This window comes from Ruegeria sp. AM5 (assembly GCF_056540645.1).
Genome location: NZ_JBQFXC010000005.1, coordinates 131,939 through 158,765 on the forward strand (window position 1 = coordinate 131,939; position 26,827 = coordinate 158,765).

The window sequence follows — 26,827 nt, forward strand, 5'->3', positions numbered from 1 at the left end:
GCTACCTTTGCGGAAGGCAGCATGTGCGACCAAAGGTGAGTGACCGATGCGATTTCTGCGGCAAAGCCTTGTTGGGGTCTTCCTGGCGTTTCTGACGCTGGGCCTGTTGATCGTTGCCGCACAGATGATCTCGGGCGCGGTTCAGGATGTGCTGACGCGGGACAATCAGGCACCTGAGGCGCGGGAACGCATATTCGCCGTTACCGTACGAACCGCCGAGCCGGAAACCGTCACTCCTTATCTGGAAGCGTTTGGCCAGATTCAAAGCCGCCGCCGGTTAGAGCTGCGCGCGGCCTTGGGTGGGCGCGTTGTATCACTGGCCGAAGACTTTGAAGATGGCGGTACCGTAACGGCGGGAGAATTGCTGGTCGAACTGGACCCAGCCGATATGCAATCGGCTCTGGACCGTGCCAAATCCGATCTTCTGGATGCCCAGTTTGAAGAGCGGGACGCCGAACGCTCGCTGCTGTTGGCGCAGGATGAGTTGAAATCAGCCGAGGCACAGGCCGAACTTCGCGACCGGGCGCTGCAGCGCCAGCAGGACCTGCAGACGCGAGGTGTCGGGGCTGCTGCAAGCGTCGAAGAAGCGGAACTGGCCGCAACATCGGCTCATCAGGCAGTTCTCGCGCGCAGGATCGCTTTGGCGCAGGCCGAATCTCGTGTGGATCAGGCAACAACCTTGTTTGCGCGGGCTCGTATCGCGTTGGAAGGGGCCGAGCGTGACCTGGAGGATATGACGATCCATGCCGGGTTTGATGGGACGCTGACCGAGGTCACTTTGGTTGAAGGCCGCTTGGTCGCGGCCAACGAAAAGCTGGCCGAACTCGTCGACCCCAATGCGCTTGAGGTCGCATTTCGGGTTTCCACCGCGCAATTCGTGCGGTTGCTGGACGCGCAGGGTGATCTGATCTCAGCCCCGGTGACTGTATCGCTTGAGGTCACGGGGACCGATCTCACTGCCACCGGCCGGATCAGTCGCGATAGCGGCGCGGCGGGTGAAGGGCAAACCGGGCGTCTGATCTATGCGCGTCTCGACGACGCGCCGGGATTCAAGCCGGGGGATTTTGTCACCGTTTCGATTGAAGAACAGCCGCTCGATAATGTGGTCCGTCTGCCATCCTCGGTTCTGGACGCCACGGGCAACGTGCTTGTTCTCGGCCCCGATGACCGGCTGGAACCGTTGGCTGTGCAATTGATCCGTCGTCAGGGCGATGAGGTGCTTTTGCGTGGTGAAGGCTTGGAAGGCCGCGAGGTTGTGATTGGCCGGACGCCTCTGCTGGGTTCGGGTGTACGTGTGCGGCCCCTACGGATTGAGGCGAACGCTGAAACTGATCCGGGCATGGTCGAGCTTTCGGACGAAAAGCGCGCTCAGCTTGTGGCTCAGGTCGAGGCCAGTGATGCGATGTCTCAGGAAGACAAAGCCCAAGTATTGGGCCAGTTGAGCGAGGCCAAAGTGCCCGCCGCCCTCGTACGCCGTCTTGATGGCAACCGGGCCGGGGGCTAAGCGCTATGATCCGCGACATTCCCAACGCGGCGGGCGGTATCCTCAGCTATTTCACCCGGCACCGGACTGCGGCCAATCTGTTGCTGCTGATCATGCTGGTGCTGGGGGCCGCCGCGATCCCCAACATGCGGGCACAGTTCTTTCCTGATGTGATTCTCGAACGCGTCGATGTGAATGTCCAATGGGACGGCGCAGGCCCCGAGGATGTCGACAATGGCATCATCCAATTGCTGGAACCTGCGCTTTTGGCGGTTGAGGGCGTTGCCAGCACGGAATCGACCTCACGCGAGGGAACGGCGCAGGTCCGGCTGGAGTTTGAGCCGAACTGGGACATGTCTCGCGCGGTTGAGGAGGTCCGGACCGCCGTCGATAGCGTCACCAACCTGCCCGAAGACGCCGAGGAACCAACCATCAGGCGCGGCGCTTGGCGGGATCGTGTCACGGATGTGGTCATCACTGGGCCCATCGAAGCTGAACAACTGGCCAAATTCACCGATGAATTGATAAGCCGCCTGTTTGCGGTTGGTGTCACGCGTACCACGATCCGGGGACTGGCCGCGCCACGTGTGGTGGTCGAGGTGCCCACCGCGCAATTGATCGCCAATGATATCTCGCTTTCGGACATTGCCGAGGCCATCGCGGCAGAAGTCACCGCGAACCCTGCGGGCGATGTCACAGGTGCCAATGCGCGTATTCGGACAGGCGTTGAGAAACGCACCCCGGAAGAGATCGAAGGTATCGCCCTGCGCAACTTTGCCGATGGCTCAAAGCTGGTTGTGGGCGATGTGGCTGAAATTCGGGTCGAAGGGGTCACGCGCAACCGCAGCTATTTCGTTGGTGACAATCCGGCGATGTCGATCCGCGTCGACCGGTCCAATTTGGGCGATGCCATCGGAATTCAGCGCGATGTCGAGGATGTCGTGGCCGAGATGCAGGCCAGCCTGCCCGAAGGTATCACGATTGAGCTGATTCGCACCCGCGCACAAGCGATCACCGACCGACTAGATATTCTGGTCGACAATGGGCTGGTTGGGCTTGGGCTGGTGGTTTGTCTACTCTTCCTGTTTCTGAACGCCCGCATCGCTTTCTGGGTGGCTGCCGGTATTCCGGTGGCAATGTCTGCGGCGATTGCGCTGATGTATCTGGGCGGGTTGTCGCTGAACATGGTGTCTCTGTTCGGTCTGATCATTACCTTGGGCATCGTGGTTGATGACGCCATCGTCGTGGGAGAGCACGCCGATTTTCGTGCCCGCCGTTTGGGCGAAGCGCCAATCGTAGCTGCAGAACGCGCCGCTCGCCGTATGGCGATGCCGGTGTTTGCTGCAACAGTGACCACGGTCATCGCCTTCTTTGGTCTCACCGCCATCGGTGGCCGCTTCGGAGAGCTGATCCGAGACATCCCGTTCACCGTTATCGCTGTCCTGATTGCCTCGCTGATCGAATGCTTCCTGATCCTGCCGAACCATATGGCCCATGCCATCGCGCATTCGGCTAAGGAGCATTGGTATGACTGGCCCAACCGGGTTGTGAACAAGGGCTTCCGCTGGGTGCGCGACCACCTGTTCCGCCCGTTGGTCGCTTGGGTGGTCTGGGCACGGTATGTGGTTGTTGCACTGATGGTGGTGATACTGGCCAGCCAGATCGCTCTGTTCATTCGGGGTGATGTGAATTGGCGGTTCTTCAACGCACCGGAACGCGGCTCGGTCACGGGCAATTTCATCATGGTCGAAGGCGCGACGCGTGCTGAGACGCTGGAAATGATGCGCATGGTCCAGAAAGCCACGGAAGAACTGGGTCAGGTTTACGAAGAACGCCATGGCCGCAATCCAATCGAATACGTTCTAGCCGAGGTTGGCGGTTCGGCCGGATGGGGGCTGCGCGCGGCGGACGGCAAGGATGACGATTTGCTGGGCGGCATCTCGATCGAGCTGATCGATGCCGACTTGCGCCCCTATTCCAGCTTTGAATTTGTGGGCGAGCTGCAGGATTTCGTGCCGCGCCACCCGAAGGTTGAGCTGCTTAGCTTCCGTGGTTGGCGTTCAGGGCCCGGTGGCGATGCGATTGACGTGCAGTTCTACGGTGCGGATGTGAACACGTTGAAATCTGCATCCGAGGACCTCCAGGCGGAACTCGCGAAATACCCTGAAGTTTCAGCGCTCGAGGATAACCTCGCCTATGACAAGGAAGAGTTCATTCTGGACCTCACCGCGCAGGGCCAGGCGCTGGGTTTCCGCATCGAAACACTTGGCCGCGTGTTGCGAAACCGGCTGAACGGGATTGAGGCCGCGACCTTCCCGGATGGTCCGCGTAGCACCGAGATTCGGATCGAACTGCCCGAGGGCGAACTGACTGCTGATTTCCTCGAACGCACATTGATGCGGACTCCGGATGGCGTTTATGTCCCGCTCGCCGATATCGTCTCGGTCGAGCGTAAATCGGGTTTCTCTACCGTCCGGCGCGAAAATGGTCTGCGGGTCATCTCGGTGAATGGTGATATTTCCGAGGACGACCCGGCGCAGGCTGCCGAAATCGCCCGCGCCATGCGCGAAGAGATATTGCCAAACATCGCCGCCGAACGGCAGGTCGAATGGCGCATGGCTGGCCTGAGTGAGCAGGAGGATGAATTTCTGTCCGAGGCCCGCACAGGCCTGATCCTGTGTCTGACCGGAATTTATCTGGTATTGGCTTGGGTCTTTGCCAGTTGGACAAGGCCCTTGGTGGTCATGGCGATCATTCCCTTTGGCCTCGTGGGCGCGATCTGGGGGCATTACCTGTGGGGCGTGCCGTTAAGCATGTTCACCGTCGTCGGCCTGTTGGGCATGACCGGGATCATAATCAACGACTCGATTGTTCTGGTGACCACAATCGACGGATACCGGAAAGAGCGCGGGTTGGTGCCGTCAATCGTCGAAGGCACGGCAGATCGATTGCGGCCTGTGATGCTGACCACGCTGACCACGGTACTCGGGCTGACGCCCTTGATGTACGAAAGCTCGCAGCAGGCGCAGTTTTTGAAACCGACCGTGATCACACTGGTCTATGGGCTGGGCTTTGGCATGGCCCTGATCCTGCTGCTAGTGCCTGCATTGCTGGCCATCCTAAACGACATCTCACGCCCGATGACATCGATGAGACGGGCCTTGCGAGCGCCGGACAGGGTGGTGCGCAATGCCGTGCGCGCAACGGGCGCAGCGTTGGCGATCTGGCTGGGGGCCTCGATGATCTGGCCCGTAGTGACAGGTGCGCCGTTGGCGCTGCTCTCGGGTCTCTACCCAGCCGCCGAAGGTCCAAGTGTGTTGCAAATGGGCTTTGGCGTTTTCGTAGCGGGTGCGACCGTGATCCTGCTGGTAGGTGTTGTGCTGTCCAGCGTGCTTTATGCACGCTTGTCGGATCGGGTCGAGGCTTGATCCATCTCTAAAGCACGCCGCAAAAGATCGGGAACGCGGTCGCTCATTGGCAGGTCGCCGCTGGTGATCTGGTCCACCGGAAACCACTGAGCGTCCTGCGCGTCGTCTGCAGCGACAGGCGTGCCGGTTACATAGCGACACGCAACTCCGACCAGCAGGTAGTGCGCCCGGGTCTGCCCGCTATCATCGCGCAGCAAAAGGTCGAGATTGTCGAGATAGACCAAAGGCTCAGCAATAACACCGGTCTCTTCCCGCAGCTCGCGGGTGGCGGCGTCCAGAACCGTTTCACCCCATTCCACATGGCCGCCTGGAAAGCCCCACAACCCCTGATCGGGTTGCTTGCTGCGTTGCACCAAAAGTACCTGGCCATCGTGCAGCACGACAGCCAAGGCACCGATCTTTGGGGTCTGGCTCATCCGGTCAGCCTGCGCTGCATCCTTGGATATCGACAGCGTGGTTTGCCCCCAGAACCGTGATGCGCACTTCGGACCGATCCAGCGCAAATGGCCCGCCGGAGGCACCGATAATCTCCGAGCTTGCGATCAGGGTGTTGCCCTGACGGCGTGTATCGGGCTGCGATGCCCAGAGTGCCGGGTTTCCTGGTTCAATGACGGCGAATTCGGACCCGCCCGCTGAAGGCATGGTGATACGCGCCTCGATCCGCATTCCGTCTGCAGTGGGAGTCAATTGGCACGTCGCATCCGCCACGCCTGCTTCGCGTTCGGAAAACGGGCGCTGGGCGAGGGCTGCGGCGATGGCCGGATTGCGTGCAGCGTCGGCATCCATTGTGTGATCGAATTGCAACCGACCCGGCACGCAGACATCCTTACACACGCCCAAGTCCATCTCGCCGCGCAAACGCACGGGTTTGGCAGGGTTCTTAGGCGTAATTTCAACGGGCAGTACAAGTTGATCCTCATACCCGACCGAGCGCAGCCCGTTCTGATCAAACACATGCGGCGCGGGCCATGTGAAGGCTATGTCTGCAATATTGCGAGAGCCTTTCCAATCAAACTGCGGCGGAATGCCCGCATCGCCGGGTGCGCGCCAATAGGTCTTCCACCCGTCCTTGAGCTTTAGACGCAAGGCCCCCTGATAGGTACCTTCGGCGGTTTTGCCGCCGTCCAACACCTCAAGCTGAACCAGATTATCAACCCCCTGCGCAATGGCGGGGGCACCAAAACAAAGGCTAACGGCCAACACGGCTGCAGCAGATTTGCAAAGCGCTTTCATATGCAGAACATGCGCATTCCGGTCGTGATTGCCAAGTCACGTTCCGGTCACTTCTGTGAAATGCACGGAAATCCCGGCTGATCCCTTGCCATTCCCCGGTTCACAGGGTCATTCTAGGGATATCCTATGGCGCAAGAGATATCTGCTGATGGACCTTACGGGAAAACTGTTGATTGCGATGCCCGGAATGGGCGACCCGCGATTCGAGCATTCGGTCGTCTATATCTGCAGCCATGGTGATGACGGCGCGATGGGATTGATCGTGAACAAGCCTTCGGACTTGCGGATCAAGACCTTGCTGGAACAGCTCAACATCCCGTGTCGGATACCCGTAATTGGCGAACGGCTGGTGCAGTTTGGCGGCCCGGTCGAGATGTCGCGTGGCTTTGTCCTGCATAGCGCAGATTACGAGGCGAATCTGCATTCAATGCAGATTTCCGAAGATTTCAGCATGACCGCAACGCTGGATGTGCTCGAGGATCTGGCCTCGGGCAAGGGGCCGCTGAATTCGATGCTGACTTTAGGTTATTCCGGCTGGGGGCCGGGTCAGTTGGAAGATGAGATCGCGATGAATGGTTGGTTAACGACTGATGCGTCGTCGAAACTGGTCTTTGATGTCCCTGATGACGAGAAATGGGAGGCGGCTTTGGCTACGCTTGGTGTTGATCCGCTGACCCTATCAGCCAGTGCAGGCCGCGCCTAATCGCGAGGGGCTGCTGCGCGGCGTAGACGGTCGTTGATGGCCGCACCTAATCCGTGATGGGGAATTGGTGATACGGCGATTGGCCGACCGGTATCGTTAAGTTTGTGAAGGGCGGCAAACAGGTTGGCAGCGGCCTCGGGCAAGTTGCTGGTGCTGGAGAGGTTCAGATCACAATCAACGGGGCCAAAACCCAGCAACACCTCGTCCCCCTGCCGTGACCGGGCGTTCAGCCGCACCGGCGCGTCCGGCGCGTAATGGGATTGCAACTGCCCCGGCGCAGTAAGCAGATCGCCGGGTTGGTGGTGATGAAGTTCTGCCTTTAGAACCTCTTCGATTTGTTCCAATGCGAGACCACCTGGACGCAACAAGGCAGGGGTGCCGGCCAGACCCACAATAGTGGACTCAAGCCCGACACCGCACGGCCCATCGTCCAGAACTGCGGCTATGCGTCCCTCCAGCCCCGCTCGGACATGGGCCGCCGTCGTTGGGCTGATCTGACCAGAGGGGTTGGCCGATGGGGCTGCCACAGGACCGTCAAAAGCGGCCAGTAAAGCCTGCGCTGTGGGATGCGCAGGCACACGAACGGCCAGAGTATCCAAGCCAGCTGTGACCAGCGACGAAATCCCGTGATCGAGGCGCAGAGGAAGGACCAGAGTTAACGGTCCGGGCCAGAAGGCATCAGCCAACAAATCAGCCTGATCGGTCCATTGGACAAACCGTTTGGCGGTCTCGGTTGAGGCGACATGGGCGATCAGTGGGTTAAAACTGGGTCGCCCCTTGGCTTCATAGATCGCGGCCACAGCCTCGCCGTTCCGTGCATCGCCACCCAGTCCATAGACGGTCTCGGTCGGGAAAGCGACCAGCAGCCCCTGTCGCAACAGGTCAGCGGCCTTGGCGAGCCCGTCGGCGTTTGCTGGTAAGTCTTGAGTACCGAGAAGGGTCATGGATCGTGACGCCGCGTTTTGGTTGCTTGCAGTTCAGGTAACGGTAGGTAATCGTGCCAGCCCAGATGAATACCGGCGTGGGGCCGGGATTCCAACCCCACGCTGACAACTTGCCAGAACCAGAGGGAAGCCATGCCCTATCGCGCCCCGATCTCAGACTATGAATTCCTGTTCCGCAACGTGATCGGCTTTGACCAGATCGCCGCGACCGAAAAGTTCTCGGAAGCCAGCGAGGATGTGGTCAGCGCCATTCTGACCGAAGCCGGAAAGCTGTGCGAAGAGGTCATGGCCCCGCTGCAGCGCCCCGGCGATCTGGAACCGGCCCGATTGGAAAACGGCGTGCTGCGAACGTCTCCAGGCTATGCCGAAGGTTGGAAAGCAATTGCCGAAGGCGGCTGGATCGGGATGAGCGGCGATCCCGAATATGGCGGTATGGGTCTGCCCATGACCATGACCACTGCCGTGAATGAGATGATGAGCGCGGCCTGCCTGTCGCTGCAACTGGCCCCGCTGATGACCCAAGGCCAGATCGAGGCGCTGGAGCATCACGCAAGCGATGCGTTGAAGGCGCTCTATCTGCCCAAGATGATGGCGGGTGAATGGTCAGGCACCATGAACCTAACCGAACCGCAGGCCGGATCGGATGTGGGCGCGCTGACCTCGAAGGCCGAAGACAATGGCGACGGCACCTATTCGGTGACCGGGCAGAAGATCTATATCTCTTGGGGCGACAACGACTTTGCCGAGAATGTCTGCCATCTGGTACTGGCCCGTCTGCCCGACGGCGTGCCGGGGACCAAGGGGATTTCGCTGTTTCTGGTGCCGAAATACATCCCCGACGAGAACGGCAACCCCGGCGTGGCCAATGACCTCAAGGTGGTCTCGCTGGAACACAAGATGGGTCTGCACGGCTCGCCCACCTGCGTGATGCAGTATGACGGGGCCAAGGGTTGGCTGGTCGGCAAGGAACATGGCGGCATGGCCGCGATGTTCACCATGATGAACAACGCGCGTTTGGGCGTTGGTGGCGAAGGTGTGGGTGTCGCCGAAGGGGCCTACCAGCATGCGCTGGCCTATGCGTTGGAGCGTAAACAGGGCAAGACGCCTTCGGGCGCGATCATCGACCATGCGGATGTGCGGCGGATGCTGATGTCGATGCGCGCAGATGTGTTTGCGGCGCGGGCGATCATGCTGGCCAATGCAGCTGCAATCGACATGGCGCAGGCCACGGGTGAGGCCGATTGGGCGGCACGTGCGGCGCTGCTGACGCCGATCTGCAAGGCTTTTGGCACCGAGACCGGCATGCGCGTTTCCGAGACCGGCGTTCAAGTGCATGGCGGCATGGGCTTCATCGAAGAAACTGGTGCTGCACAATATTATCGCGACGTCCGTGTGACCGCGATCTACGAGGGCACAAATGGTATTCAGGCCATGGACCTCGTAGCGCGCAAGATGATGGATGGGGGTGAGGCGGCCTCGAACCTTCTGGATGAGATCGAGGATCAAGCCGAGAAGGCGCGCGCCACGATGCCTGAACTTGCTGGTCCTGTTTGGGAAGCTTCCGAGTCGCTGCGGGAAGCGACGGAGTGGCTCGTTGCTCAATCGGATATGAACAACCGGTTTGCTGGCGCGGCTTCGTATCTAAAAGCGTTCGCGCGGGTTCTGGGCGGGCATTACCATTTGTCAGCGGCTCTGGCCGATCCCGATGGACCGCGCGCCAAGTTGGCACGCTATTATATCAATGTGCTGCTGCCTGAACATACAGGCTTGCTTGCGCAGGCGCAGAACGGGGCGGATGACCTCTATGCCCTCAGCCCAGAGGAACTGGCGGTTTGATGGATGGCGAGGCTCCGCAAGTGATGCGATATCCGTGGGAGGAACCACCCGCTCCTGGCGAATGGGTCGAAGTTGCAGAAGGAGTTCTGTGGATCAGGCTGCCTTTGCCGATGGCGCTGGATCATGTGAATGTCTATGCACTTGATGATGGCGACGGCTGGACCATCGTCGACACAGGGCTTTCTTCAAAGAAAACACGGGGAATCTGGCAGGCCCTGATGGAAGGGCCATTGGCTGGCAAACCCGTCCGTCGCGTTGTCGTGACTCATCACCATCCTGACCATGTCGGCAATGCGGGCTGGTTCCAGTCCGAGCATGGTGCAGAACTGGTCACCAGTCGTACCGCATGGTTGTTCGCACGTATGCTGACGCTGGATGTGCAAGAGAATTGGCCGAAGGAAACGTTGGATTATTACCGCAGCGCGGGGATGGATCCGGACGTGCTGGCCGGTCGGATGGCCGAGCGTCCGTTCAACTTTGCCGACGCCGTGTACCCTATGCCGCTGGGATTTACCCGTGTCAAACAGGGCGACGTGATCCGCATGGGTGGCCGCGACTGGGATGTTCACATGGGCAACGGCCATGCGCCCGAGCATTGCACCTTCTGGAGCCGCGAGGACAATCTGGTGCTGACCGGTGATCAGATCCTCAGTTCGATCAGTTCCAACTTGGGCGTCTATGCCACCGAGCCGATGGCCGATCCGGTGGCCGACTGGTTGGAGGCGTGCGAACGCCTGCAACCGCTGGCCCGGCCCGATCATTTGGTTTTGGGCGGGCACAAACTGCCGTTCACCGGGTTGCCGATCCGCATGCGGCAGTTGATCGATAACCACCACGGCGCGCTTGAGCGTCTGCTGAACGATCTCGATCAACCCAAAACCGCCGCCGAGTGCTTTGCCCCGCTGTTCAAGCGCCAGATCAGGGGCGGGGAATACGGCCTCGCGCTGGTCGAGGCGGTTGCACATATGAACCATCTCTACCACATTGGAGCGGTCACCCGGACGCGGCGCGCGGACGGAGCTTGGGAATATCAGCGCAAAGGGTAGAGCAATGGACAAGATCGAAACCTCAGCCGAGGCAGCGGAATCTGCGGCGTTGCCGCGGTGCTATGAGGTGCACGCCAACCCTGAAGCGGCATCGGGGAACAAGGATTTGCCCAAGCCATTGCAAAAGCCGGTCGAAAGCAAAAGCCCTGCTCAATGGGCCTATGAGCGGCTGATCATGTATATTCAGAATTTCGAGAAGACTCTGGATGGCGATCACGAGGTTGCCATGGGATTCACCGGTGGTGATGCCGGTGTAATGCGGATCGAGGGCATGGGCTATTTCGATCCGGATGTGATTACCTTCTATGGCTCGGACGGAGGCGGCGCCAAAACGCAGCTCGTCCAGCATGTCAGCCAGTTGAATGTGATGCTGCGTGCCTTGCCGAAATCGATCGAGGATAAACCAGCCAACCGCATTGGTTTCCGGCTGGCGGCTGATCTGGAAGAAAGCTGACGCCCACTCTTGCAATTCACACTTACGCAGCCTTGAATGGATAGACCATTCAGGAGGCAACCGCGTGACCAATTTCTCAGCCGTTACAACTGCCTACCGGGGCGCATGGGCGCGGCGGCGCGTGTTTGTGCCTGTTTATGTCGCCGTCCGGTTGCTGCTGGTTGCACTGATCGCTCCGGGCGTTGCCATCGCCGTCAATCTTGCTGTCTCATTGTCTGATCAATCGGCGCTGACGGATCAGGACATTGCGATGTTCCTGCTGTCACCAGCGGGCTTCATCGCGGCGGTTGTAGTTCTCAGCCTGTTCTTACTGGCCGAGGTCTTTGTCTTCTCGGTCATGGCCGGATCATTGCGGATGGGTGAGCGTGACCCTTGGCGCGCGGGCAGTGCTTCCATCCGGTTGATCCTGACGCGTTTACCTGCGCTTTTCAGCTTTGCCGCACGGTTCATTTTGCGTGTGCTGGTACTTGCGCTGCCTTTTGTCGCCGTGGCTGGCCTGATCGCCTGGTGGATGCTGACTGAATACGACATCAACTATTACCTCACCTTCCACCCGCCTTCATTCTGGGTGGCGGTAGTGCTGATCGGATTTGTGGTGCTGTGTCTGGCTTGGGTTCTGATCCGCAGGCTCTCGGCCTGGGCGCTGTCGCTGCATCTTGTATTATTTGAGGGCTGCAAACCCGCCGAGGCCTTCTCCGCCAGCACGGATCGAATGGAAGGCAAACGCGGTCGCCTCAAGATCGAGCTTGGCCTTTGGCTTGCGATGCGTCTCGTGATCGCCGCACTGATTGCCTTTGTGGCCGGACTGTTGTTCGATCTGGTACCGTTGCAGGAAAGCACGAACCTGCGCTTTGCGCTGATCTTCAGTATGATCGTAGCGGGCCTCTGGTCGCTGGCTGGGCTTGTGCTTGCAGCCGTCGCTCTGGGAGCATTGGCGGTTCTGCTGGATGGGTTCTTCGACACACAAGGCCGAGAGGTCCCTCATCCCGAACCAGGCAACCTGCGCGCGCCGCTTTACGCTGTGGTCGGTGCCGCGGCAATCGCCCTGCTGATCGGGCTCTGGTCCGGGCAGGAGTTGCTGGTCCGCATTCAGGCCCCCGATCATGCGGATGTCATTGGTCATAGAGGTGCGGCGGCGATAAGGCCGGAAAATACCATGGCGGCAGTGTTGAAGGCTATCGAAGATGGCGCCGATTGGGTTGAGATCGACGTTCAGGAGACCGCGGATGGTGTGGTCATCATCGCGCATGACAGCGATTTCATGAAACTGGCTGGTGTGCCGCTCAAGGTCTGGGACGCGACCATGGAGGATGTGGCCGAGATCGATATCGGCAGTTGGTTCGGCCCCGAATATGCCTCGGAACGGACGCCCACGCTGCGCGATGTTCTGGAAGCTGCGAAGGGCAAATCCAAGGTCATCATCGAGCTGAAATACTATGGCCATGACGTCGACCTGGAAAACCGAGTCGCCACAATTGTCGAAGAGATGGGGATGCAGGACGACATCGCCACCATGTCGCTGAAATACCCGGCAGTACAGAAGATGAAAGCGCTGCGCCCCGATTGGCGGGCAGGCGTTCTGGCCGCAACCGCCATCGGCAATCTGTCGGGGCTTGAGGGCGATTTTGTGGCCGTAAACGCGGCGACGGTATCTCCGGGTCTGATCCGCTCGGTCCATGAGGCGGGCAAGGACATCTATGTATGGACGGTGAATGACCCGCTACAGATGTCGGCCATGGCATCGATGGGGGTCGACGGGCTGATCACCGATCGTCCTGCCATGGCTCGCGAAGTACTGCGTGTTCGTGCCGAGATGGGACCGGGCGAGCGTCTGATGCTATGGTTGGCGACGACATTCGGATTGTCCATTGATACTGCCGAGATGCGTGATGCGGAACCATAGACTGGCCGCCCTTCTGGTCTGTTGCGCGCTGCCTGCAGCTGCGCAGGACCTGATGCGTAGCGTGGAAATGCCCGCTCACCGGGCGTTGGCCGACACGATAGAAGGCGCTGAACTGACCCCCTTCGAAACGGACGGCTGTTCGGGCGGATTATCTTCCAGCTGGCGTATGGTTGCCGAGACCTTTCCGAAGTTCAGTCTGCTTTATGAAGAACACCCGCCATGGGAGTACTGCTGCGTTACTCACGATCGCGCCTATCACAACGCAGGTGGCGCGTCGCAGGCTGGGGCCAGTTATGACGCCCGCCTCGCTGCCGATGACACCTTGCGCGCCTGTGTCAAAACCCACGGCGAAAGCCATGCTGATGAATATGCCGAACGCTATGATATGACGCCGGATCAAATCCGCTCGGTCCATTCGATCACGTCTGAAGCGATGTACATGGCGGTACGTTTTGGGGGCGGTCCCTGTAGCGGGCTGCCGTGGCGCTGGGGGTTCGGTTATCCGGGCTGCACCATCTTTGGCCCAACTGCGCGCGAATGACGTCGTGACAGGCCCTGAATTTTGCATTATCCAACATTTCAAACACGCGAATTGGGATTCTAATAAACATGGCTGATCACAAGCACGGCGAGATGGACATCACCGTTCAAACAAAAACCTTTGACGGTTTCATCAAATTCACCACGTGGTGCGTGGTGGCAATTGTACTCCTTTGCCTGTTCCTGGCGGTCTTTGCGGCCTAAACGGTACACGAGGCGCATCTCTTGTTCAGGATTCTGATTGCCTGCCTGCTGGCAGTGACAGTTGCGGGTTGCGCGGGATCGCAGCGCCCGCAGGCTGATCCCTCGGAAATCGTGGCCCGGTCCTATCGTGATCCGGGGCCATCGACACTGACGCTCTATACGATGATCAGCACGCGCACCGGGTCGGGGGCACACACGTCGCTGATGATCAGCGGCAGCGAGCGGGTCATATTTGACCCTGCCGGATCGTTCCGGGCGGATGTGGTGCCGATCAAGAATGATGTCCTTTATGGCATCACGCCAAATGTCGAACGCGCTTATCGCAGCAGTCATGCGCGCGAGACGCATTATGCCCGTATTCAGACGATCGAAGTGACGCCACAGCAGGCCGAGATCGCGCTGCAATTGGCCAAGCAGATGGGCCCGGTTTCGCAGGCTTTTTGTGCAAATTCGACCTCGCAATTGCTGCAACAGGTCCCGGGGTTCGAGCAAATCAAAACAACATTCTACCCGGTGAAGCTATCCGATCAGTTTGGTCAGATTCCAGGCGTTGTGACCACGGACTATCGTGAGAATGACTCGGCTGATCTTCAGCAGGGGCTGGCGGAAAACAATGCGCGCCTCAATCAGCTTGAAGCGGTCTCAACCAACTAGGTACAGCAGACCGTAAAGCGTGGCGGCCCCTGAAAAGATGGCCGCTATGACGTTCTTCGTCACAATTCCCACCGTCAACGCAACTGCCGCAGCCGCCATGCGCGGCATATCCGGTTGTCCTTCGGTGGCCGTGGGCCAGACTACCAAAGGTGCGATCAGGGCAGGCAGAATCGCCACTGCTGTGTACCTCAGGTGCCGCAGAAGCCAGGGCGGCATCGGGCGGTCGCCAACCAGCCCGATAAAGGTAAAGCGCAGAAGGTAGCTGCCTATCGCCAGACCTACGATGATGATCCACATGGTTGTCGGGTCGATCTGCGTCATGACTTTTTCCGCTCTAACATCAATTCAGCCCGTGCACCTGCCATCATCCCGGCTATCCCTGCGATCAACAGTCCAAGATTGAACGGCACTGCCACGCACAGCAGGGCGACAACAATCGCCACCAGCGCGGCTACAACATGCGCCATGGTGCGCATCATCGGTCCGATCATGGACAAGAACGTGATCGGCAGCGCAAAATCCAGAGCCCAGCTTTCCGGAATCTGCGCCCCCAGAACAGCACCCAGATAAGTGGCGAGTATCCAAAGCGGCGTGATCGGCGTGACCGAGCCGACAAAGTACGCCATGCGCTGAGGCACGGACATATCCGGTTCTTTCTCGAATCGGACAATCGAACAGGCGTAAGACTGATCAACAATAAGATAGGCTCCAAGGGCCCGTTGCCACAGCGGAGCCGCCCCCAGATAAGGGGTCAGTGAAGCCGAATACATGGCCACCCGCAGGTTCACAGCCAGGGCCGAGATCAGAACGATAACCGTTGGTGTATTGTCCTGCAGCAATTGCAATGCGGTGAACTGAGCAGCGCCGGCAAACACCGTGGCGGAAAAGGCCATCGTCTGGATGATATCCAGCCCTGCTTCTGTGGCAAAAACACCAAACAGAAGGCCAAAGGGCATGGCGACGAAGATAAACGGCGTCCCGTCGCGAAAACCTTTCCAGAAGTATGACTTGGATGTGGCAGAGGCCATGGCTAAATCCTATGGTGACGCGAGCAGCAGTAGCCGTCTTGGGAAGGGGTTGCAATTGGCCACGGAGATCGACCTGTCAGACTACCTCATTGCGCCCGATCCGGGGGCTGCCCGCCTGACGCGCGGTGTCGAGGGTGTGGACCAGAATGGTGAGATCAGTCAGATCTCGGTGGTCGAGGAACGCCCGCTGACCATTTTCCTCAACTCACAGGAAATCGTGACGGCAATGACCATCGGCGACTATCCCGAATACCTTGCGCTCGGGTTTCTGCGTAATCAGGGGATGCTGCTTGCAGATGATGAAATTACTCGGGTCGACTATGACGACGATCTGGAAACCGTGGTCGTGCGTACCGCGCGTGAGACCTCATACGAGGACAAGCTGAAGAAGAAGACTCGCACCAGCGGTTGCGCAGTAGGCACTGTGTTCGGAGACATGATGGAGGGGCTAGAGGACGTGCGCCTGCCACAGGTCTCGGTGCGCACCTCGTGGCTGTATGAGTTGGCGTCGAAGATCAACCGCACCCCGTCTCTGTACCTCGAGGCGGGTGCCATCCATGGCACGGTGCTTTGTCATGAAAGCCACCCGTTGGTTTATATGGAAGACGTGGGCCGCCATAACGCGGTCGACAAGATCGCAGGCTGGATGCTCTCCGAGGGTGCGACTGCGTCTGACAAGATCCTCTATACGACCGGTCGTTTGACTTCGGAAATGGTGATCAAAACGGCAATGATGGGCATCCCTGTTCTCGCTTCGCGATCGGGATTCACCGCCTGGGGCGTCGAGATCGCGCGCGAGGTCGGTTTGACTCTGATCGGCCGGATGCGCGGGCAGCGGTTCGTGTGTTTGTCGGGCGAAGACCGATTGGTGCGCGATGTCGATCCGTCGAGCGTGGCGATTGAGGACAAAAAACATCGCAGGAAAAGTGCCGATGGCTGAACAGTCGCAAAAACCGCTGGGGGTTATTCTGGCAGGCGGCCTCGCAACGCGAATGGGAGGCGGCGATAAAGGGCTGTTGCAGATCGGCGGGCAGAGCCTGCTGGATCGGGTGATAGACAGGCTGCGCCCTCAGGTCGGCGGGCTGGCTTTGAACGCCAACGGCGATGCCGAACGGTTTGCTCGCTTGAACTTACCGGTTGTTTCGGACTCGATCGAGGGCTTTGCAGGGCCGCTGGCCGGTGTTTTGGCCGGGCTTGATTGGGCCGCTGAACAGGGCGCGCACTCTATCGTGACGGTTGCGGCGGATACTCCGTTCTTTCCGCATGATCTTGTGGCGCAACTGGTGAACGCATCCAAAGGGCAGAAATACCCCCTTGTTCTGGCAACCACCCCGCGCACGAGTGACGAGGCTTTAAAATCCGGCGGCGGCAAGCGGATCAATCGGCATCCGACCTTTGGGCTCTGGCCGGTAGTATTGCGCGATGATCTGAGGGAGGCGTTGAACGCTGGATTGCGCAAGGTTGTCCTGTGGACTGACCAGCATGATGGGCGAGAGGCGCTGTTTTCGGCCCAGCCGTTTGATCCGTTCTTCAACGTCAACACTCCCGATGATCTGGCCCGCGCTGAAACCTTGTTGGAGCAGGTATGAGGGTCTACGGCGTCACCGGTTGGAAAAACGCGGGCAAAACCGGCCTAGTGGAACGGCTGGTGGCTGAAATCACCGGACGTGGGTATACCGTTTCCACCGTTAAACATGCGCATCATTCCGTCGACGTCGACCAGCCGGGTACCGACAGCCAGCGGCATCGCGCGGCGGGTGCGTCCGAAGTGCTGTTGGCATCCGGCCAGCGGATCGCACTGATGCAGGAGTTGCGCGGTGCGCCCGAGCCGAAGCTGGACACCTTGCTGTCGCGTTTGTCTCCGGTCGATCTGGTGTTGATCGAAGGCTTCAAGCGCGAGCGTCATCCCAAGATCGAAGCGTTTCGCGCTGAACCCGGAAATCCGCTGATCGCCACGGATGATGACACGGTTCGCGCGGTTGCAAGTGATACGCCTTTGGAATTGGATTGCCCGGTGTTTGATCTGGATGATACGGCGGCCATTGCAGATTTCATCCTGGAAGAGGTCAGATTATGAGCACGCCGGATATCTCACCTCCGCCCTTGCGCAATGATTGTTTCGCCTTGCCTGCAGGGGTGAACTGGACGCCCGTTGATGAGGCTCTGGCGCTTTTGCGAGACAGATTGTCGGTGGTAGCTGGGGTTGAAAACGTGCCCGTGATGCGGGCGGCGGGCCGAGTTCTGGCGGTGGACGTGTCGGCCAAACGATCAAACCCGCCTCAGCCCAACACCGCTGTCGATGGGTACGGATTTGCCGGTCCGGTGCCGGACGGACCCTGTGTCATGCCTTTGGTAGAGGGCCGGGCGGCTGCGGGTGTACCCTTTGACGGTGAGGTCCCAGAGGGCCATGCGATACGCATTCTTACCGGAGCTGCACTGCCAAAGGGTGTTAATACGGTCATATTGGAAGAGGATGTGACCTTTGATCAGGGGCACATTGCATTCCGAGGTCCGTTGAAACAGGGCGCGAACACGCGAAAGGCAGGCGAAGACGTGGTTGAAGGCGCGCTGACCTTGCCAATTGGGCGGCGTTTAACACCAACGGATCTGGCGCTTTTGTCGGCGGTTGGTCTGGCTGAGGTTTCCGTCCGCAAGGTTTTGCGGGTCGGAGTGCTATCGACCGGGGATGAGTTGGTCGAGCCGGGTGACAGCGCCGGACTGGGGCAGATTTATGATGCCAATCGTCCGATGCTGCTGTCACTGGCCGAGCGGATTGGATTCAAATCGGTTGATCTTGGGCGCGCCGAGGATGATCGCGCGGCGCTGAAACAGCATTTGGATCGCGCGGCTCAGCAAGTGGATGTAATCCTTACCAGTGGCGGCGCCTCCGCCGGCGATGAAGATCACGTCTCGGCTTTGTTGCGAGAGGCCGGGGCGATGCAGGAATGGCGCATCGCACTAAAACCCGGGCGGCCTTTGGCGCTGGGCATGTGGGATCAGACGCCGGTGTTTGGCTTGCCGGGCAATCCGGTGGCAGCACTGGTTTGCACGTTGATCTTTGCCTGCCCGGCACTGAACCTGTTGGCGGGTGCAGGATGGCAAGAGCCGCAAGGCTTCGACGTGCCCGCCGCGTTCGAAAAGCACAAGAAACCGGGTCGTCGAGAATACCTGCGGGCGCGCATCCGTGAAGGACAGGCCGAGGTATTCCATTCGGAAGGATCTGGCCGGATCAGCGGGCTGAGCTGGGCCGAAGGCTTGGTCGAAATCGAGGACGGTGCCCGCGATATCAAGCCCGGCGATCTGGTGAGGTTCATACCCTACGGGAGTTTTGGGCTTTAATCGAACGTCCCTGCGACACGCCCCACCAGCATGAAGGCACGCGCTGTGCGGGTTTCGCTCAGGGCTGTAAGCTCGGCATCGCTGGCATTAGGTTCGAACTCGACGATCATATGGTCAAAGCGGCGCAGGAAATGGTGTGCGGCATCGCGAAAGATCGGATCCTGTTTCATCCGCGCCGCAGTCAGCGCCAGTGACGAACGGTCCCGAATGCCACCCAAGGCAGCCACCGACCGCCCGCGCGCGCCTTGGGCAAATTGCCGCCAGACTTCGGGTCGGGCCAAATCGGGGCGCAGGTCATCCATATAGATGCCTTCCTGGCTGAGAAGGGTCAGAACATCTTGTGAGGCCTGCACAAGTTTCGAGGTCTTGCGATCTTTCAATGCAAGCCGCAGCGCGTTAAATCCCTCGGCATCGCTTTGCGTCTCGGGGAAGTTTAGGGCGCGGATAAAGATGTCGGTGGGCAACGGGGGCGCAATTTCTTCCGCTGAGGTGCCAAGTTCCAACGAAGTCTGATTGGCCATGTCCGGCGCGGGCCTTTGGGTGCGCCCGGGTTCACCGCGATTGGTCGAGAATGTCGCCAGCGCGCTCTCGGTCTTTTTTGCGCTTTCGGCGATTTCATCCAGTTTCTTGCCGACCGTCGGCTCATACGTGCTGGCCGCGCGTTGTTGCTGAACGACATAGCTGTTGCGGATCGCATCGATGGCTGTCTGCAGGCGGGCGCTTTCTTCGCGCATCACTCGGCTGGCGCGCATCGCAAGGGCTGCGACCCAGATCATTGCGACCGGCATGAACACCGCCAGGAAGGTGACGATGAACCCTCCTTGTTGCCCGCTGGGCAGTACCAGAAACACGACCGACACCACCAGCCAGATCAGGCTGAGAACAACTGCTGCAATCTCGATCTCGGTGACCGAACGGTGCGCCGGACGGTCGTAGATACCCAGCGAGGTGGGTTTCTCGGGTTCTTGCTCAGGTTCAGACCCTGACATGACAAACGCTCCGGTCAGGCGTATTCGATACTCAGAACTTCATAAGAGCGCACGCCTCCGGGGGTGCGGACCTCGACACTGTCGCCTTCTTCTTTGCCAATCAGGGCGCGGGCGATGGGGGATTTGATGTTCAGAAGGCCCGCTTCGATATTGGCCTCATACTCACCCACGATCTGCCAGGTCTTTTCTTCGTCGGTATCTTCATCCACCAACGTGACCTTCGCGCCGAACTTGATGGCCCCTGACAGTTTGGCCGGATCAATGACATCTGCCAGCGACAGGATGCCTTCAAGCTCTTTGATGCGGCCTTCGATAAAGCCCTGCTTTTCGCGCGCCGAGTGGTATTCGGCGTTTTCTTTCAGGTCGCCCAGTTCGCGGGCTGAGGCAATCGCCTCGATGATCGCCGGGCGCTCGACGGATTTCAGATTCTTCAGCTCTGCCTCGAGCGCGGCATTGCCCGAAGGCGTCATGGGGATCTTTTCCATTGTCTTGTCGTCCACGCAGAAATTGTTACGCCCCGCCGCACAATAGCGTCGGGGCGAAGGATGGGTTGGCATTTACCTGACCCAAATGAGGCGTGAATTGCAAGAGGGAGGTGTGCGTTGTTAGTAAACTCGCAACTTAGCGCCGCCGTTCCGGGGGGCGGGTGCGCCTGTGGCGCTGTCCCAACAATTCTCCACTTCGCCAACGGCTGGCTTCGTGCCCAAGCCACAGCATCTCAATCATACTGAACCACTTCGAATTCGATGCCATTGTCATCTTCGAAATAGAACCGCTTGCCTGGCTCATAGTCTGCGTGGTTGTGCGGTTCAAATCCCGCTTTGCGGACCTTTTCCTCGGTGGCGTCGATATCCTCGACCAGCACACCTACATGGTTCAAGCCGCCCACGTAATCATAGCTGCATTCGCCTGATGGCTTGGGATCGCCGGGGGCGTAGAGTGCCAGATAGGTATGAGGGCTGCCCACATGCACCGTATAGCCACCGGCAATTGCAGGGCCTTCCCAGCGTGTTTTCCAGTCAAAGACTTTCTGCATCCACGCCGCAGATGCCTTTGGGTCGCGGACCGTGAAATTAGTATGTTCCAGCGTCGCCATCATGGGATTCTCCTTCCAATTTGAGGCTTGTCCCGACTCACTGTAATTTCTAAACCTAACTTTAGGTCAAGAGATTTCTTTGGGAGGATGTAATGGTTGTTTCGGAAGGTCTGGCGATTGGAGCATTGGCCCGGCGCACTGGGTTGGCAGTGTCGGCGATCCGATACTACGAGGCGCAAGGTTTGATATCTCCATGGCGTAACGCGGGTGGGCAGCGGCGTTATCAGCGCGCCGATATCCGACGGCTAAGCTTTGTGATGATCGCGCAGCAATTCGGTCTAACTTTGCCCGAGATCCGCGAGGTATTGTCGGGCTTGCCAGGAAACCGCACACCGACGCCTCAGGACTGGAAGAGTATCAGCGAACGGCTGCGCACGCATCTGGATCAGCGAATCGATACGCTGATGCGACTGCGCGACAATCTGGATGGATGTATTGGTTGCGGCTGCCTCAGCCTGCCGAAATGCAAGCTTTACAACCCCGATGACAGGGCCAAATCCCATGGTAGCGGTCCCAGATACCTTATGGGGGACGCACCCGAAGCCTGAAGTGTCGAATAGCGGCGTTGTTACGCCGTGTTTCGATTGACCAAAGTCTTTATGACCATGTAATCAGCCGTGAAACAATATTGCGCCGACCGCATGAAGAAAGCGCCAATTCGGAAAGTTAGCTAAGGAGCCCGCGATGGCCGAGATTGAACGCGAAGCGATGGAATATGACGTGGTGATCGTGGGTGCTGGCCCTGCGGGCCTGTCTGCGGCCATCCGTCTGAAACAGCTGGATGCCGACCTGAACGTCGTGGTTCTAGAGAAGGGTTCGGAAGTGGGTGCGCATATCCTGTCGGGTGCGGTGCTGGACCCTTGTGGTCTGGATGCTCTGATCCCCGATTGGAAGGAAAAGGGTGCCCCGCTGAACGTGCCTGTGCATGAAGACAATTTCTACATGCTGGGCGAGGCTGGCAAGATCCGCATCCCCAATTTCCCGATGCCGCCGCTGATGAACAACCACGGCAACTACATCGTTTCGATGGGCAATGTCTGCCGCTGGATGGCAGAGCAGGCCGAAGAACTAGGCGTCGAAATCTTCCCCGGCATGGCCTGTTCCGAGCTGGTCTACGGTGAGAACGGTGAAGTCAAAGGCGTTGTAGCCGGTGTATTTGGTCTGGAGCCAGACGGATCCTACGGCCCCAACACCGAGCCGGGCATGGAACTGCATGGCAAATATGTCTTCCTGTCGGAAGGCGTGCGCGGCTCACTGTCCAAGGAAGTCATCGCCAAATACGACCTGTCTGCCGGTAAAGAGCCGCAGAAATACGGCGTTGGCATGAAAGAGATCTGGGAGATTGATCCAGCCAAGCACAAAGAAGGCTCGGTCACGCACACCATGGGCTGGCCGCTGGGCAGCAATGCGGGTGGTGGGTCTTTCATATATCACCTTGAAAACAATCAGGTCTATGTCGGTTTTGTGGTCCACCTTAACTACAAGAACCCGCACCTGTACCCCTACATGGAATTCCAGCGCTTCAAGCACCACCCGATGGTGGCCGAGCTGCTGAAAGGCGGTAAGCGTGTGGCTTACGGCGCCCGTGCGATCACCGAGGGTGGCTACCAGTCGATGCCGAAACTGGTCGCACCGGGTGTTGCGCTGTTGGGTTGCTCGGCGGGCATGGTCAACGTGCCGCGCATCAAGGGCAACCACAACGCGATGCTGTCAGGCAAGGCCGCGGCCGAGGCCGCCTATGATGCCATCAAGGCCGAGCGTTCGGGTGATGAGCTGACCGCTTATGAGACCGACGTTCGCGATGGTGCAATCGGCTCGGATCTGAAGAAGGTGCGCAACGTCAAACCGCTGTGGTCGAAATACGGCCTGACCGCCAGCCTGGTACTGGGCGGTATGGACATGTGGACCAATACGCTGGGCTTCTCGCTGCTGGGCACTCTGGGCCACGGCAAGAACGACGCGGAATCGACCGAAGATGCCAGCAAGCATCAACCCATCGACTACCCGAAACCCGATGGCACACTGTCCTTTGACCGCCTGACGAACGTATCGTTTGCGGCCACCAACCACGAGGAAAGCCAGCCTTGCCATCTGAAACTGACCGACCCGGACATCCCGGTTAAGGTCAACCTGCCCAAATTCGACGAGCCGGCACAGCGTTACTGCCCCGCAGGCGTCTATGAGATGGTCGAGGATGAAGACGGGCCGCGATTCGTGATCAACTTCCAGAACTGTGTTCACTGCAAGACCTGTGACATCAAGGATCCCAGCCAGAACATCACCTGGACTACACCGCAGGGCGGCGACGGGCCGAACTACCCCAATATGTAGGCAAGAACACGGGCGTTGGCAGGGTCGTGAAGGCTCTGCCATTGCCTCTCGCCCAGCAAAGCCCTAGCTTGTCGGTCAGTCAACGACAGCAAGGCAGATTATCAGTGGTTTCCCTGGTTCGACGCGCGGCTCTGGCCGTGATCCTCAGTTCTTCAATCGCGTTTCCTGCGGTATCGGATACCGGATCGGGGTCGTATCTGGCCGGGCGTCAGGCGATTTATGAGAGCGACTATCCCGCTGCCGAGCGTTACTATGCGCAGGCGCTTCGCGCTGATCCCCAAAATCCGAAACTGCTGGAAAACGTGGTCGTCGCCCGGCTCGCCTTGGGCGAGATTGAGCGGGCCCTGACCGTCGCCGAAGTTATCGAGGAAAATGAACTGCCCAGCCAGGCCGCTCGGATGGTGATCGCCGCCAATCTGGTGGCAGATGGCAAGCTGGATGAATTTCTGGCCCGCGATCCTGAAACGCAAGGGGTTGGACCGCTGGTTGATGGCCTGATGATTGCTTGGGCTCATATGGGGCAAGGCGCCATGACCAAAGCGATGGAACAATTTGACGTTGTTACCACGCAGGAAGGTCTGAAAGAATTTGCACTTTATCACAAGGCCATGGCGTTGGCGTCAGTCGGAGACTTTGAGGGGGCCGAGGCGATCCTTGCCGCAGATGATGGCCTGGTCGCCCGTTTTTCACGCCGGGCTGCGCTGGCGCGTGCCGAAGTGCTGTCGCAGCTGGATCGCAACGACGATGCGCTGGAATTTCTGGATAACGTCTTTGCCGCCGGCAGTGATCCGACCATCGAAGGTTACGTCACCCGGCTGTCTGATGGCGAAACGCTGCCCTTTACCCATGTCCGTTCTGCACAGGATGGCATGGCCGAGGTTTTCTTCACCGTTGGCGCTGCGCTGAGTGCCGAGGCCGCGCAGGATTATGTTCTGCTATATGCCCGCGTCGCGGCCTTTCTGCGGCCTGACCATATTGATGCGCTTTTGCTAAGCGCTGAGTTGTTGGATGGGCTGGAACAATATGATCTGGCGGTTGATGTCTATCGGCAGGTGCCTCCGGACAGCAGCGATTATCATGCCGCCGAGCTGGGGCGCGCCGAGGTCCTAAGTCGCTCTGACAGAAAAGAAGCTGCCGCCGAGGTCCTGCAAAACCTTGCCGCTCAAAGCCCTGATTTGCCCGGTGTGCATGTAGCTTTGGCCGACCTGCGGCGCCAGCAAGAGGACTACGCGGCAGCGGTCACCTCTTACGACAAGGCGATTGGCCTGACGGAAGAGGGTGCAGGCGGAAACTGGTTCCTGCATTATGCCCGCGGGATATCGCATGAACGCCTGAAGAACTGGGACGAGGCCGAGGCCGATTTCCGCCGCGCGCTTGAGTTGAACCCGGACCAACCACAGGTGCTGAACTATCTCGGGTATTCGCTGGTCGAGCGGCGCGAGAAATTGGACGAAGCGTTGAATATGATCGAACGCGCCGTCGCAGCGCGCCCTGACAGCGGCTATATCGTTGACAGCTTGGGCTGGGTGTTGTTCCGCCTGGGCCGGTACGACGAAGCAGTTGACCACATGGAGCGCGCCGTTGAGCTGATGCCGGTCGATCCGGTGGTAAATGACCATCTGGGCGATGTTTACTGGGCCGTAGGTCGTGGGCGTGAAGCCGAGTTCCAGTGGAAACGAGCACTGTCTTTCATTGATCCTGAAGATACCGACGGCGAAGCCGATCCTGAACGCATCCGCCGCAAGATCGAAGTCGGATTGGATGCGGTTCTGGCCGAGGAAGGCGCCGAACCCCTGAAGGTCGCCAATGAAGGCTGAGGCATTTGCCCCCGCCAAGATCAACCTGACCCTGCATGTGACCGGCCAACGCGCGGATGGCTATCATCTGCTTGATTCGTTGGTTGCCTTTGCCGATGTTGGGGATCAGTTGAGCCTCAGTTCCGGCCCCGAGCTGTCTCTATCGGTCACGGGTGAGTTTTCGGATGGCGTACCGACCGATGATCGCAATCTGGTCTGGCAGGCCGCCGAGGCCGCAGGCTGGACCGGTCGCATTCATCTGAACAAACAACTGCCGCACGGTGGCGGTGTCGGGGGCGGCTCCTCGGATGCTGCGGCGGTATTGCGCACTGCGACGAAGGGGGGAGAGTGGCCCGATAGCGTGCCGCTGTCGCTTGGCGCGGATGTCCCGGTATGCATACATGCTGCTGCAGCGCGTATGCGCGGGATTGGTGAACAGATTGAGCCGATGGCGTTGCCGCCCCTCCCGGCGCTTTTGGTAAATCCGGGTATTGAAGTTTCCACCAGCCCGGTGTTTTCCGCTTTGCACAGCAGAGACAACGCACCGATGCCTGCTGAGATCCCTGCATTCAAAACACCGGAAGACTGCGCTACGTGGTTGCAGGTTCAGCGGAATGATTTAGAGGCACCTGCAATATCTGTAGCGCCGGGCATTGCGGAGGTCATAGCGGCGTTGGAAGGCACCCGAGACGCGTTGATGGTTCGTATGTCGGGTTCAGGCTCAACCTGTTTCGCACTTTATCCAACGCTCAAAGCAGCCCATTTTGCTGCCTATGAGATCGGCGCGGCCCAACCCGGCTGGTGGTGCCGCGCAACGACGCTCAGTTAAGGCGCGATACGACGTAATCGGCCAGATCGCCTAACAGGGTGCGGATTTCGTGATCCGGAAGAGGCGCCAGCGCAGCCTTGGCCTTGGCCGCCCAACCAAACGCATCCGCGCGGGTTGCATCCAGCGTGCTGTATTTGGCCATCAGCGACAAAGCGTGATCCAGATCACCCTCTTCCTGCCGCCCGCGTCCGATCGTCCGTTCCCAAAACGCGTGTTCCTCGGCAGTTGCCTGAGCCACGGCTTTGATCACCGGTAGGGTCAATTTGCGTTCACGGAAGTCGTCGCCGACGTTTTTGCCTGTGGCCGCACTATCGCCCTGATAATCCAAAAGATCATCTGCGATCTGGAACGCGATTCCAAGCGCATCGCCATAGTCATACAGCGCCTTGACTTGCGCCTCGGTCGCGCCTGCGATCACACCACCCACTTCGGTTGCGGCAGAAAACAGCGCCGCTGTCTTGCCGCGCACAACCTGCAGGTAGACACTTTCATCCGTGCCCAGATCGGTGGCCGCTGTCATCTGCAGCACCTCGCCTTCGGCGATTGTGGCCGACGCATTTGCAAGGATATCCAGAACCCGCAACGAACCGGTTTCGACCATCAACTGAAAGCTGCGGGAAAACAGGTAATCGCCAACCAGAACACTGGATTTATTGTCCCATAGCAGGTTTGCCGTCGGTCGCCCGCGCCGCTGCCCGCTTTCATCGACGACATCGTCATGCAGCAGGGTTGCGGTATGAATGAACTCGACCGTTGCAGCCAGCTTGACGTGATGGTCGCCTGAATAGCCGAACAGCTGCGCCGCCGCCAGGGTCAGCATCGGGCGCAGACGCTTACCGCCCGCCTCGACCAGGTGCGCGGTCACTTCGGGAATGCGCGGGGCATGTTCCGACGCCATACGCGTCCGAATCAGCGTATTTACTGCTGCCATTTCGCCCGCAAGCATCTCTGCCAGACGCTCATGCGGTTTCGAGATCGTGCTGACGTTCAT

General features: G+C 59.3%; 27 protein-coding genes. 18 read left to right on the forward strand and 9 right to left on the reverse strand.

Annotation, left to right across the window (positions count from 1 at the left end; genetic code table 11):
- The first annotated feature begins 46 nt into the window (after nt 1-46).
- Both ACR0AH_RS14050 and ACR0AH_RS14055 read left to right on the forward strand, forming a co-directional pair.
- Nucleotides 47-1,504, forward strand: a complete 1,458-nt coding sequence (locus tag ACR0AH_RS14050; RefSeq protein ID WP_480592424.1) for an efflux RND transporter periplasmic adaptor subunit — start codon at nt 47-49, stop codon at nt 1,502-1,504.
- 5 nt (nt 1,505-1,509) lie between these two features.
- A complete protein-coding gene (locus ACR0AH_RS14055; RefSeq protein ID WP_480592426.1) occupies nt 1,510-4,911 on the forward strand; it encodes an efflux RND transporter permease subunit in 3,402 nt (1,133 codons plus the stop codon).
- Here ACR0AH_RS14055 and ACR0AH_RS14060 read toward each other — a convergent pair.
- Both ACR0AH_RS14060 and ACR0AH_RS14065 read right to left on the reverse strand, forming a co-directional pair.
- Complete coding sequence (locus tag ACR0AH_RS14060) at nt 4,878-5,327, reverse strand: NUDIX hydrolase (RefSeq protein WP_170612826.1); 450 nt, start codon at nt 5,325-5,327, stop codon at nt 4,878-4,880. The genes ACR0AH_RS14055 and ACR0AH_RS14060 overlap by 34 nt on opposite strands.
- Before the next feature lie 4 nt (nt 5,328-5,331).
- A complete protein-coding gene (locus ACR0AH_RS14065) occupies nt 5,332-6,144 on the reverse strand; it encodes a protein-disulfide reductase DsbD domain-containing protein (protein ID WP_480592428.1) in 813 nt (270 codons plus the stop codon).
- Nucleotides 6,145-6,292: 148 nt separating this feature from the next.
- Between ACR0AH_RS14065 and ACR0AH_RS14070 the strand changes: the two genes are divergently transcribed.
- Nucleotides 6,293-6,847 carry a YqgE/AlgH family protein gene (locus ACR0AH_RS14070; protein WP_170395693.1) on the forward strand — a complete coding sequence of 185 codons (555 nt, stop codon included), beginning with the start codon at nt 6,293-6,295 and terminating at the stop codon, nt 6,845-6,847.
- Here the strand turns inward: ACR0AH_RS14070 and ACR0AH_RS14075 are convergent.
- Nucleotides 6,844-7,791 carry an L-threonylcarbamoyladenylate synthase gene (locus ACR0AH_RS14075; protein ID WP_480592430.1) on the reverse strand — a complete coding sequence of 316 codons (948 nt, stop codon included), beginning with the start codon at nt 7,789-7,791 and terminating at the stop codon, nt 6,844-6,846. The genes ACR0AH_RS14070 and ACR0AH_RS14075 overlap by 4 nt on opposite strands.
- Before the next feature lie 132 nt (nt 7,792-7,923).
- Here ACR0AH_RS14075 and ACR0AH_RS14080 point away from each other — a divergent pair, with 132 nt between their 5' ends.
- From ACR0AH_RS14080 to ACR0AH_RS14110, 7 genes are all read left to right on the forward strand, one after another.
- Nucleotides 7,924-9,627 carry an acyl-CoA dehydrogenase family protein gene (locus ACR0AH_RS14080; RefSeq protein ID WP_170513834.1) on the forward strand — a complete coding sequence of 568 codons (1,704 nt, stop codon included), beginning with the start codon at nt 7,924-7,926 and terminating at the stop codon, nt 9,625-9,627.
- A complete protein-coding gene (locus ACR0AH_RS14085) occupies nt 9,627-10,673 on the forward strand; it encodes an MBL fold metallo-hydrolase (protein WP_170395699.1) in 1,047 nt (348 codons plus the stop codon). The genes ACR0AH_RS14080 and ACR0AH_RS14085 overlap by 1 nt, the downstream gene beginning before the upstream one ends.
- 4 nt (nt 10,674-10,677) lie before the next feature.
- On the forward strand, nt 10,678-11,127 hold the full coding sequence (locus ACR0AH_RS14090) for a DUF6173 family protein (RefSeq protein WP_170395701.1): 450 nt from the start codon (nt 10,678-10,680) through the stop codon (nt 11,125-11,127).
- Between the two features lie 64 nt (nt 11,128-11,191).
- Nucleotides 11,192-13,030: a glycerophosphodiester phosphodiesterase family protein gene (locus ACR0AH_RS14095; protein WP_480592432.1), complete on the forward strand. Its 1,839-nt coding sequence runs from the start codon at nt 11,192-11,194 to the stop codon at nt 13,028-13,030.
- Nucleotides 13,017-13,571, forward strand: a complete 555-nt coding sequence (locus ACR0AH_RS14100) for a hypothetical protein (protein WP_170818584.1) — start codon at nt 13,017-13,019, stop codon at nt 13,569-13,571. The genes ACR0AH_RS14095 and ACR0AH_RS14100 overlap by 14 nt, the downstream gene beginning before the upstream one ends.
- A 68-nt stretch (nt 13,572-13,639) precedes the next feature.
- Nucleotides 13,640-13,774: an aa3-type cytochrome c oxidase subunit IV gene (locus tag ACR0AH_RS14105; protein ID WP_170395707.1), complete on the forward strand. Its 135-nt coding sequence runs from the start codon at nt 13,640-13,642 to the stop codon at nt 13,772-13,774.
- A 21-nt stretch (nt 13,775-13,795) separates the two neighbouring features.
- Entirely contained in the window at nt 13,796-14,428 is a 633-nt protein-coding gene (locus tag ACR0AH_RS14110; protein WP_170395709.1) for a hypothetical protein, read from the forward strand.
- On the opposite strand, the gene ACR0AH_RS14115 is transcribed toward ACR0AH_RS14110, so the two are convergent.
- Together ACR0AH_RS14115 and ACR0AH_RS14120 are read right to left on the reverse strand one after the other, a co-directional pair.
- Nucleotides 14,417-14,749, reverse strand: a complete 333-nt coding sequence (locus tag ACR0AH_RS14115) for an AzlD domain-containing protein (RefSeq protein WP_170395711.1) — start codon at nt 14,747-14,749, stop codon at nt 14,417-14,419. The two genes, ACR0AH_RS14110 and ACR0AH_RS14115, sit on opposite strands and share 12 nt — an antisense overlap.
- Nucleotides 14,746-15,456 carry an AzlC family ABC transporter permease gene (locus tag ACR0AH_RS14120; RefSeq protein WP_170408370.1) on the reverse strand — a complete coding sequence of 237 codons (711 nt, stop codon included), beginning with the start codon at nt 15,454-15,456 and terminating at the stop codon, nt 14,746-14,748. Before ACR0AH_RS14120 ends, ACR0AH_RS14115 begins: the two co-directional genes overlap by 4 nt.
- A gap of 49 nt (nt 15,457-15,505) precedes the next feature.
- Here ACR0AH_RS14120 and ACR0AH_RS14125 point away from each other — a divergent pair, with 49 nt between their 5' ends.
- From ACR0AH_RS14125 to ACR0AH_RS14140, 4 genes are read left to right on the forward strand one after another with little or no spacing between them, the layout of a single operon-like run.
- Nucleotides 15,506-16,396 (forward strand): formate dehydrogenase accessory sulfurtransferase FdhD, encoded by an 891-nt coding sequence (locus tag ACR0AH_RS14125; protein WP_170423927.1) that lies wholly within the window; start codon nt 15,506-15,508, stop codon nt 16,394-16,396.
- Complete coding sequence (gene mobA, locus ACR0AH_RS14130; protein ID WP_170733558.1) at nt 16,389-17,045, forward strand: molybdenum cofactor guanylyltransferase MobA; 657 nt, start codon at nt 16,389-16,391, stop codon at nt 17,043-17,045. The genes ACR0AH_RS14125 and mobA overlap by 8 nt, the downstream gene beginning before the upstream one ends.
- Nucleotides 17,042-17,533 (forward strand): molybdopterin-guanine dinucleotide biosynthesis protein B, encoded by a 492-nt coding sequence (gene mobB / locus ACR0AH_RS14135; protein ID WP_480592434.1) that lies wholly within the window; start codon nt 17,042-17,044, stop codon nt 17,531-17,533. Before mobA ends, mobB begins: the two co-directional genes overlap by 4 nt.
- On the forward strand, nt 17,530-18,795 hold the full coding sequence (locus tag ACR0AH_RS14140; RefSeq protein ID WP_170733560.1) for a molybdenum cofactor synthesis domain-containing protein: 1,266 nt from the start codon (nt 17,530-17,532) through the stop codon (nt 18,793-18,795). Before mobB ends, ACR0AH_RS14140 begins: the two co-directional genes overlap by 4 nt.
- Here the strand turns inward: ACR0AH_RS14140 and ACR0AH_RS14145 are convergent.
- The 3 genes from ACR0AH_RS14145 to ACR0AH_RS14155 all read right to left on the reverse strand — a co-directional run bounded on the left by ACR0AH_RS14145 (nt 18,792) and on the right by ACR0AH_RS14155 (nt 20,883).
- The gene (locus tag ACR0AH_RS14145) at nt 18,792-19,784 is read right to left on the reverse strand and encodes a hypothetical protein (RefSeq protein WP_480592436.1); all 993 of its coding nucleotides are present in this window, start codon (nt 19,782-19,784) and stop codon (nt 18,792-18,794) included. The genes ACR0AH_RS14140 and ACR0AH_RS14145 overlap by 4 nt on opposite strands.
- A 14-nt stretch (nt 19,785-19,798) precedes the next feature.
- On the reverse strand, nt 19,799-20,269 hold the full coding sequence (greA, locus tag ACR0AH_RS14150) for a transcription elongation factor GreA (RefSeq protein WP_170395722.1): 471 nt from the start codon (nt 20,267-20,269) through the stop codon (nt 19,799-19,801).
- A 233-nt stretch (nt 20,270-20,502) separates the two neighbouring features.
- Nucleotides 20,503-20,883 (reverse strand): VOC family protein, encoded by a 381-nt coding sequence (locus ACR0AH_RS14155; RefSeq protein ID WP_480571461.1) that lies wholly within the window; start codon nt 20,881-20,883, stop codon nt 20,503-20,505.
- Between the two features lie 89 nt (nt 20,884-20,972).
- Between ACR0AH_RS14155 and soxR the strand changes: the two genes are divergently transcribed.
- The 4 genes from soxR (at nt 20,973) to ACR0AH_RS14175 (ending at nt 25,836) form a co-directional block, all read left to right on the forward strand.
- Complete coding sequence (gene soxR, locus ACR0AH_RS14160) at nt 20,973-21,428, forward strand: redox-sensitive transcriptional activator SoxR (protein WP_170395726.1); 456 nt, start codon at nt 20,973-20,975, stop codon at nt 21,426-21,428.
- 136 nt (nt 21,429-21,564) lie between these two features.
- Nucleotides 21,565-23,211, forward strand: coding sequence for an electron transfer flavoprotein-ubiquinone oxidoreductase (locus ACR0AH_RS14165; RefSeq protein WP_480592438.1), 1,647 nt, complete (start codon nt 21,565-21,567; stop codon nt 23,209-23,211).
- Between the two features lie 104 nt (nt 23,212-23,315).
- The gene (locus tag ACR0AH_RS14170; RefSeq protein WP_170395730.1) at nt 23,316-25,028 is read left to right on the forward strand and encodes a tetratricopeptide repeat protein; all 1,713 of its coding nucleotides are present in this window, start codon (nt 23,316-23,318) and stop codon (nt 25,026-25,028) included.
- Nucleotides 25,018-25,836, forward strand: a complete 819-nt coding sequence (locus ACR0AH_RS14175; protein WP_480592440.1) for a 4-(cytidine 5'-diphospho)-2-C-methyl-D-erythritol kinase — start codon at nt 25,018-25,020, stop codon at nt 25,834-25,836. Before ACR0AH_RS14170 ends, ACR0AH_RS14175 begins: the two co-directional genes overlap by 11 nt.
- Here ACR0AH_RS14175 and ACR0AH_RS14180 read toward each other — a convergent pair.
- Nucleotides 25,829-26,827, reverse strand: a complete 999-nt coding sequence (locus ACR0AH_RS14180; protein ID WP_170513123.1) for a polyprenyl synthetase family protein — start codon at nt 26,825-26,827, stop codon at nt 25,829-25,831. The two genes, ACR0AH_RS14175 and ACR0AH_RS14180, sit on opposite strands and share 8 nt — an antisense overlap.

Bases quoted from the DNA above. Each gene is read 5' to 3' on its own strand.
- ACR0AH_RS14050 (WP_480592424.1), top strand. From the start codon at position 47: ATGCGATTTCTGCGGCAAAGCCTTGTTGGGGTCTTCCTGGCGTTTCTG.
- ACR0AH_RS14055 (WP_480592426.1), top strand. From the start codon at position 1,510: ATGATCCGCGACATTCCCAACGCGGCGGGCGGTATCCTCAGCTATTTC.
- ACR0AH_RS14060 (WP_170612826.1), bottom strand. From the start codon at position 5,327: ATGAGCCAGACCCCAAAGATCGGTGCCTTGGCTGTCGTGCTGCACGAT.
- ACR0AH_RS14065 (WP_480592428.1), bottom strand. From the start codon at position 6,144: ATGAAAGCGCTTTGCAAATCTGCTGCAGCCGTGTTGGCCGTTAGCCTT.
- ACR0AH_RS14070 (WP_170395693.1), top strand. From the start codon at position 6,293: ATGGACCTTACGGGAAAACTGTTGATTGCGATGCCCGGAATGGGCGAC.
- ACR0AH_RS14075 (WP_480592430.1), bottom strand. From the start codon at position 7,791: ATGACCCTTCTCGGTACTCAAGACTTACCAGCAAACGCCGACGGGCTC.
- ACR0AH_RS14080 (WP_170513834.1), top strand. From the start codon at position 7,924: ATGCCCTATCGCGCCCCGATCTCAGACTATGAATTCCTGTTCCGCAAC.
- ACR0AH_RS14085 (WP_170395699.1), top strand. From the start codon at position 9,627: ATGGATGGCGAGGCTCCGCAAGTGATGCGATATCCGTGGGAGGAACCA.
- ACR0AH_RS14090 (WP_170395701.1), top strand. From the start codon at position 10,678: ATGGACAAGATCGAAACCTCAGCCGAGGCAGCGGAATCTGCGGCGTTG.
- ACR0AH_RS14100 (WP_170818584.1), top strand. From the start codon at position 13,017: ATGCGGAACCATAGACTGGCCGCCCTTCTGGTCTGTTGCGCGCTGCCT.
- ACR0AH_RS14105 (WP_170395707.1), top strand. From the start codon at position 13,640: ATGGCTGATCACAAGCACGGCGAGATGGACATCACCGTTCAAACAAAA.
- ACR0AH_RS14115 (WP_170395711.1), bottom strand. From the start codon at position 14,749: ATGACGCAGATCGACCCGACAACCATGTGGATCATCATCGTAGGTCTG.
- ACR0AH_RS14120 (WP_170408370.1), bottom strand. From the start codon at position 15,456: ATGGCCTCTGCCACATCCAAGTCATACTTCTGGAAAGGTTTTCGCGAC.
- mobA (WP_170733558.1), top strand. From the start codon at position 16,389: ATGGCTGAACAGTCGCAAAAACCGCTGGGGGTTATTCTGGCAGGCGGC.
- mobB (WP_480592434.1), top strand. From the start codon at position 17,042: ATGAGGGTCTACGGCGTCACCGGTTGGAAAAACGCGGGCAAAACCGGC.
- ACR0AH_RS14140 (WP_170733560.1), top strand. From the start codon at position 17,530: ATGAGCACGCCGGATATCTCACCTCCGCCCTTGCGCAATGATTGTTTC.
- ACR0AH_RS14145 (WP_480592436.1), bottom strand. From the start codon at position 19,784: ATGTCAGGGTCTGAACCTGAGCAAGAACCCGAGAAACCCACCTCGCTG.
- greA (WP_170395722.1), bottom strand. From the start codon at position 20,269: ATGGAAAAGATCCCCATGACGCCTTCGGGCAATGCCGCGCTCGAGGCA.
- ACR0AH_RS14155 (WP_480571461.1), bottom strand. From the start codon at position 20,883: ATGATGGCGACGCTGGAACATACTAATTTCACGGTCCGCGACCCAAAG.
- soxR (WP_170395726.1), top strand. From the start codon at position 20,973: ATGGTTGTTTCGGAAGGTCTGGCGATTGGAGCATTGGCCCGGCGCACT.
- ACR0AH_RS14165 (WP_480592438.1), top strand. From the start codon at position 21,565: ATGGCCGAGATTGAACGCGAAGCGATGGAATATGACGTGGTGATCGTG.
- ACR0AH_RS14175 (WP_480592440.1), top strand. From the start codon at position 25,018: ATGAAGGCTGAGGCATTTGCCCCCGCCAAGATCAACCTGACCCTGCAT.
- ACR0AH_RS14180 (WP_170513123.1), bottom strand. From the start codon at position 26,827: ATGAACGTCAGCACGATCTCGAAACCGCATGAGCGTCTGGCAGAGATG.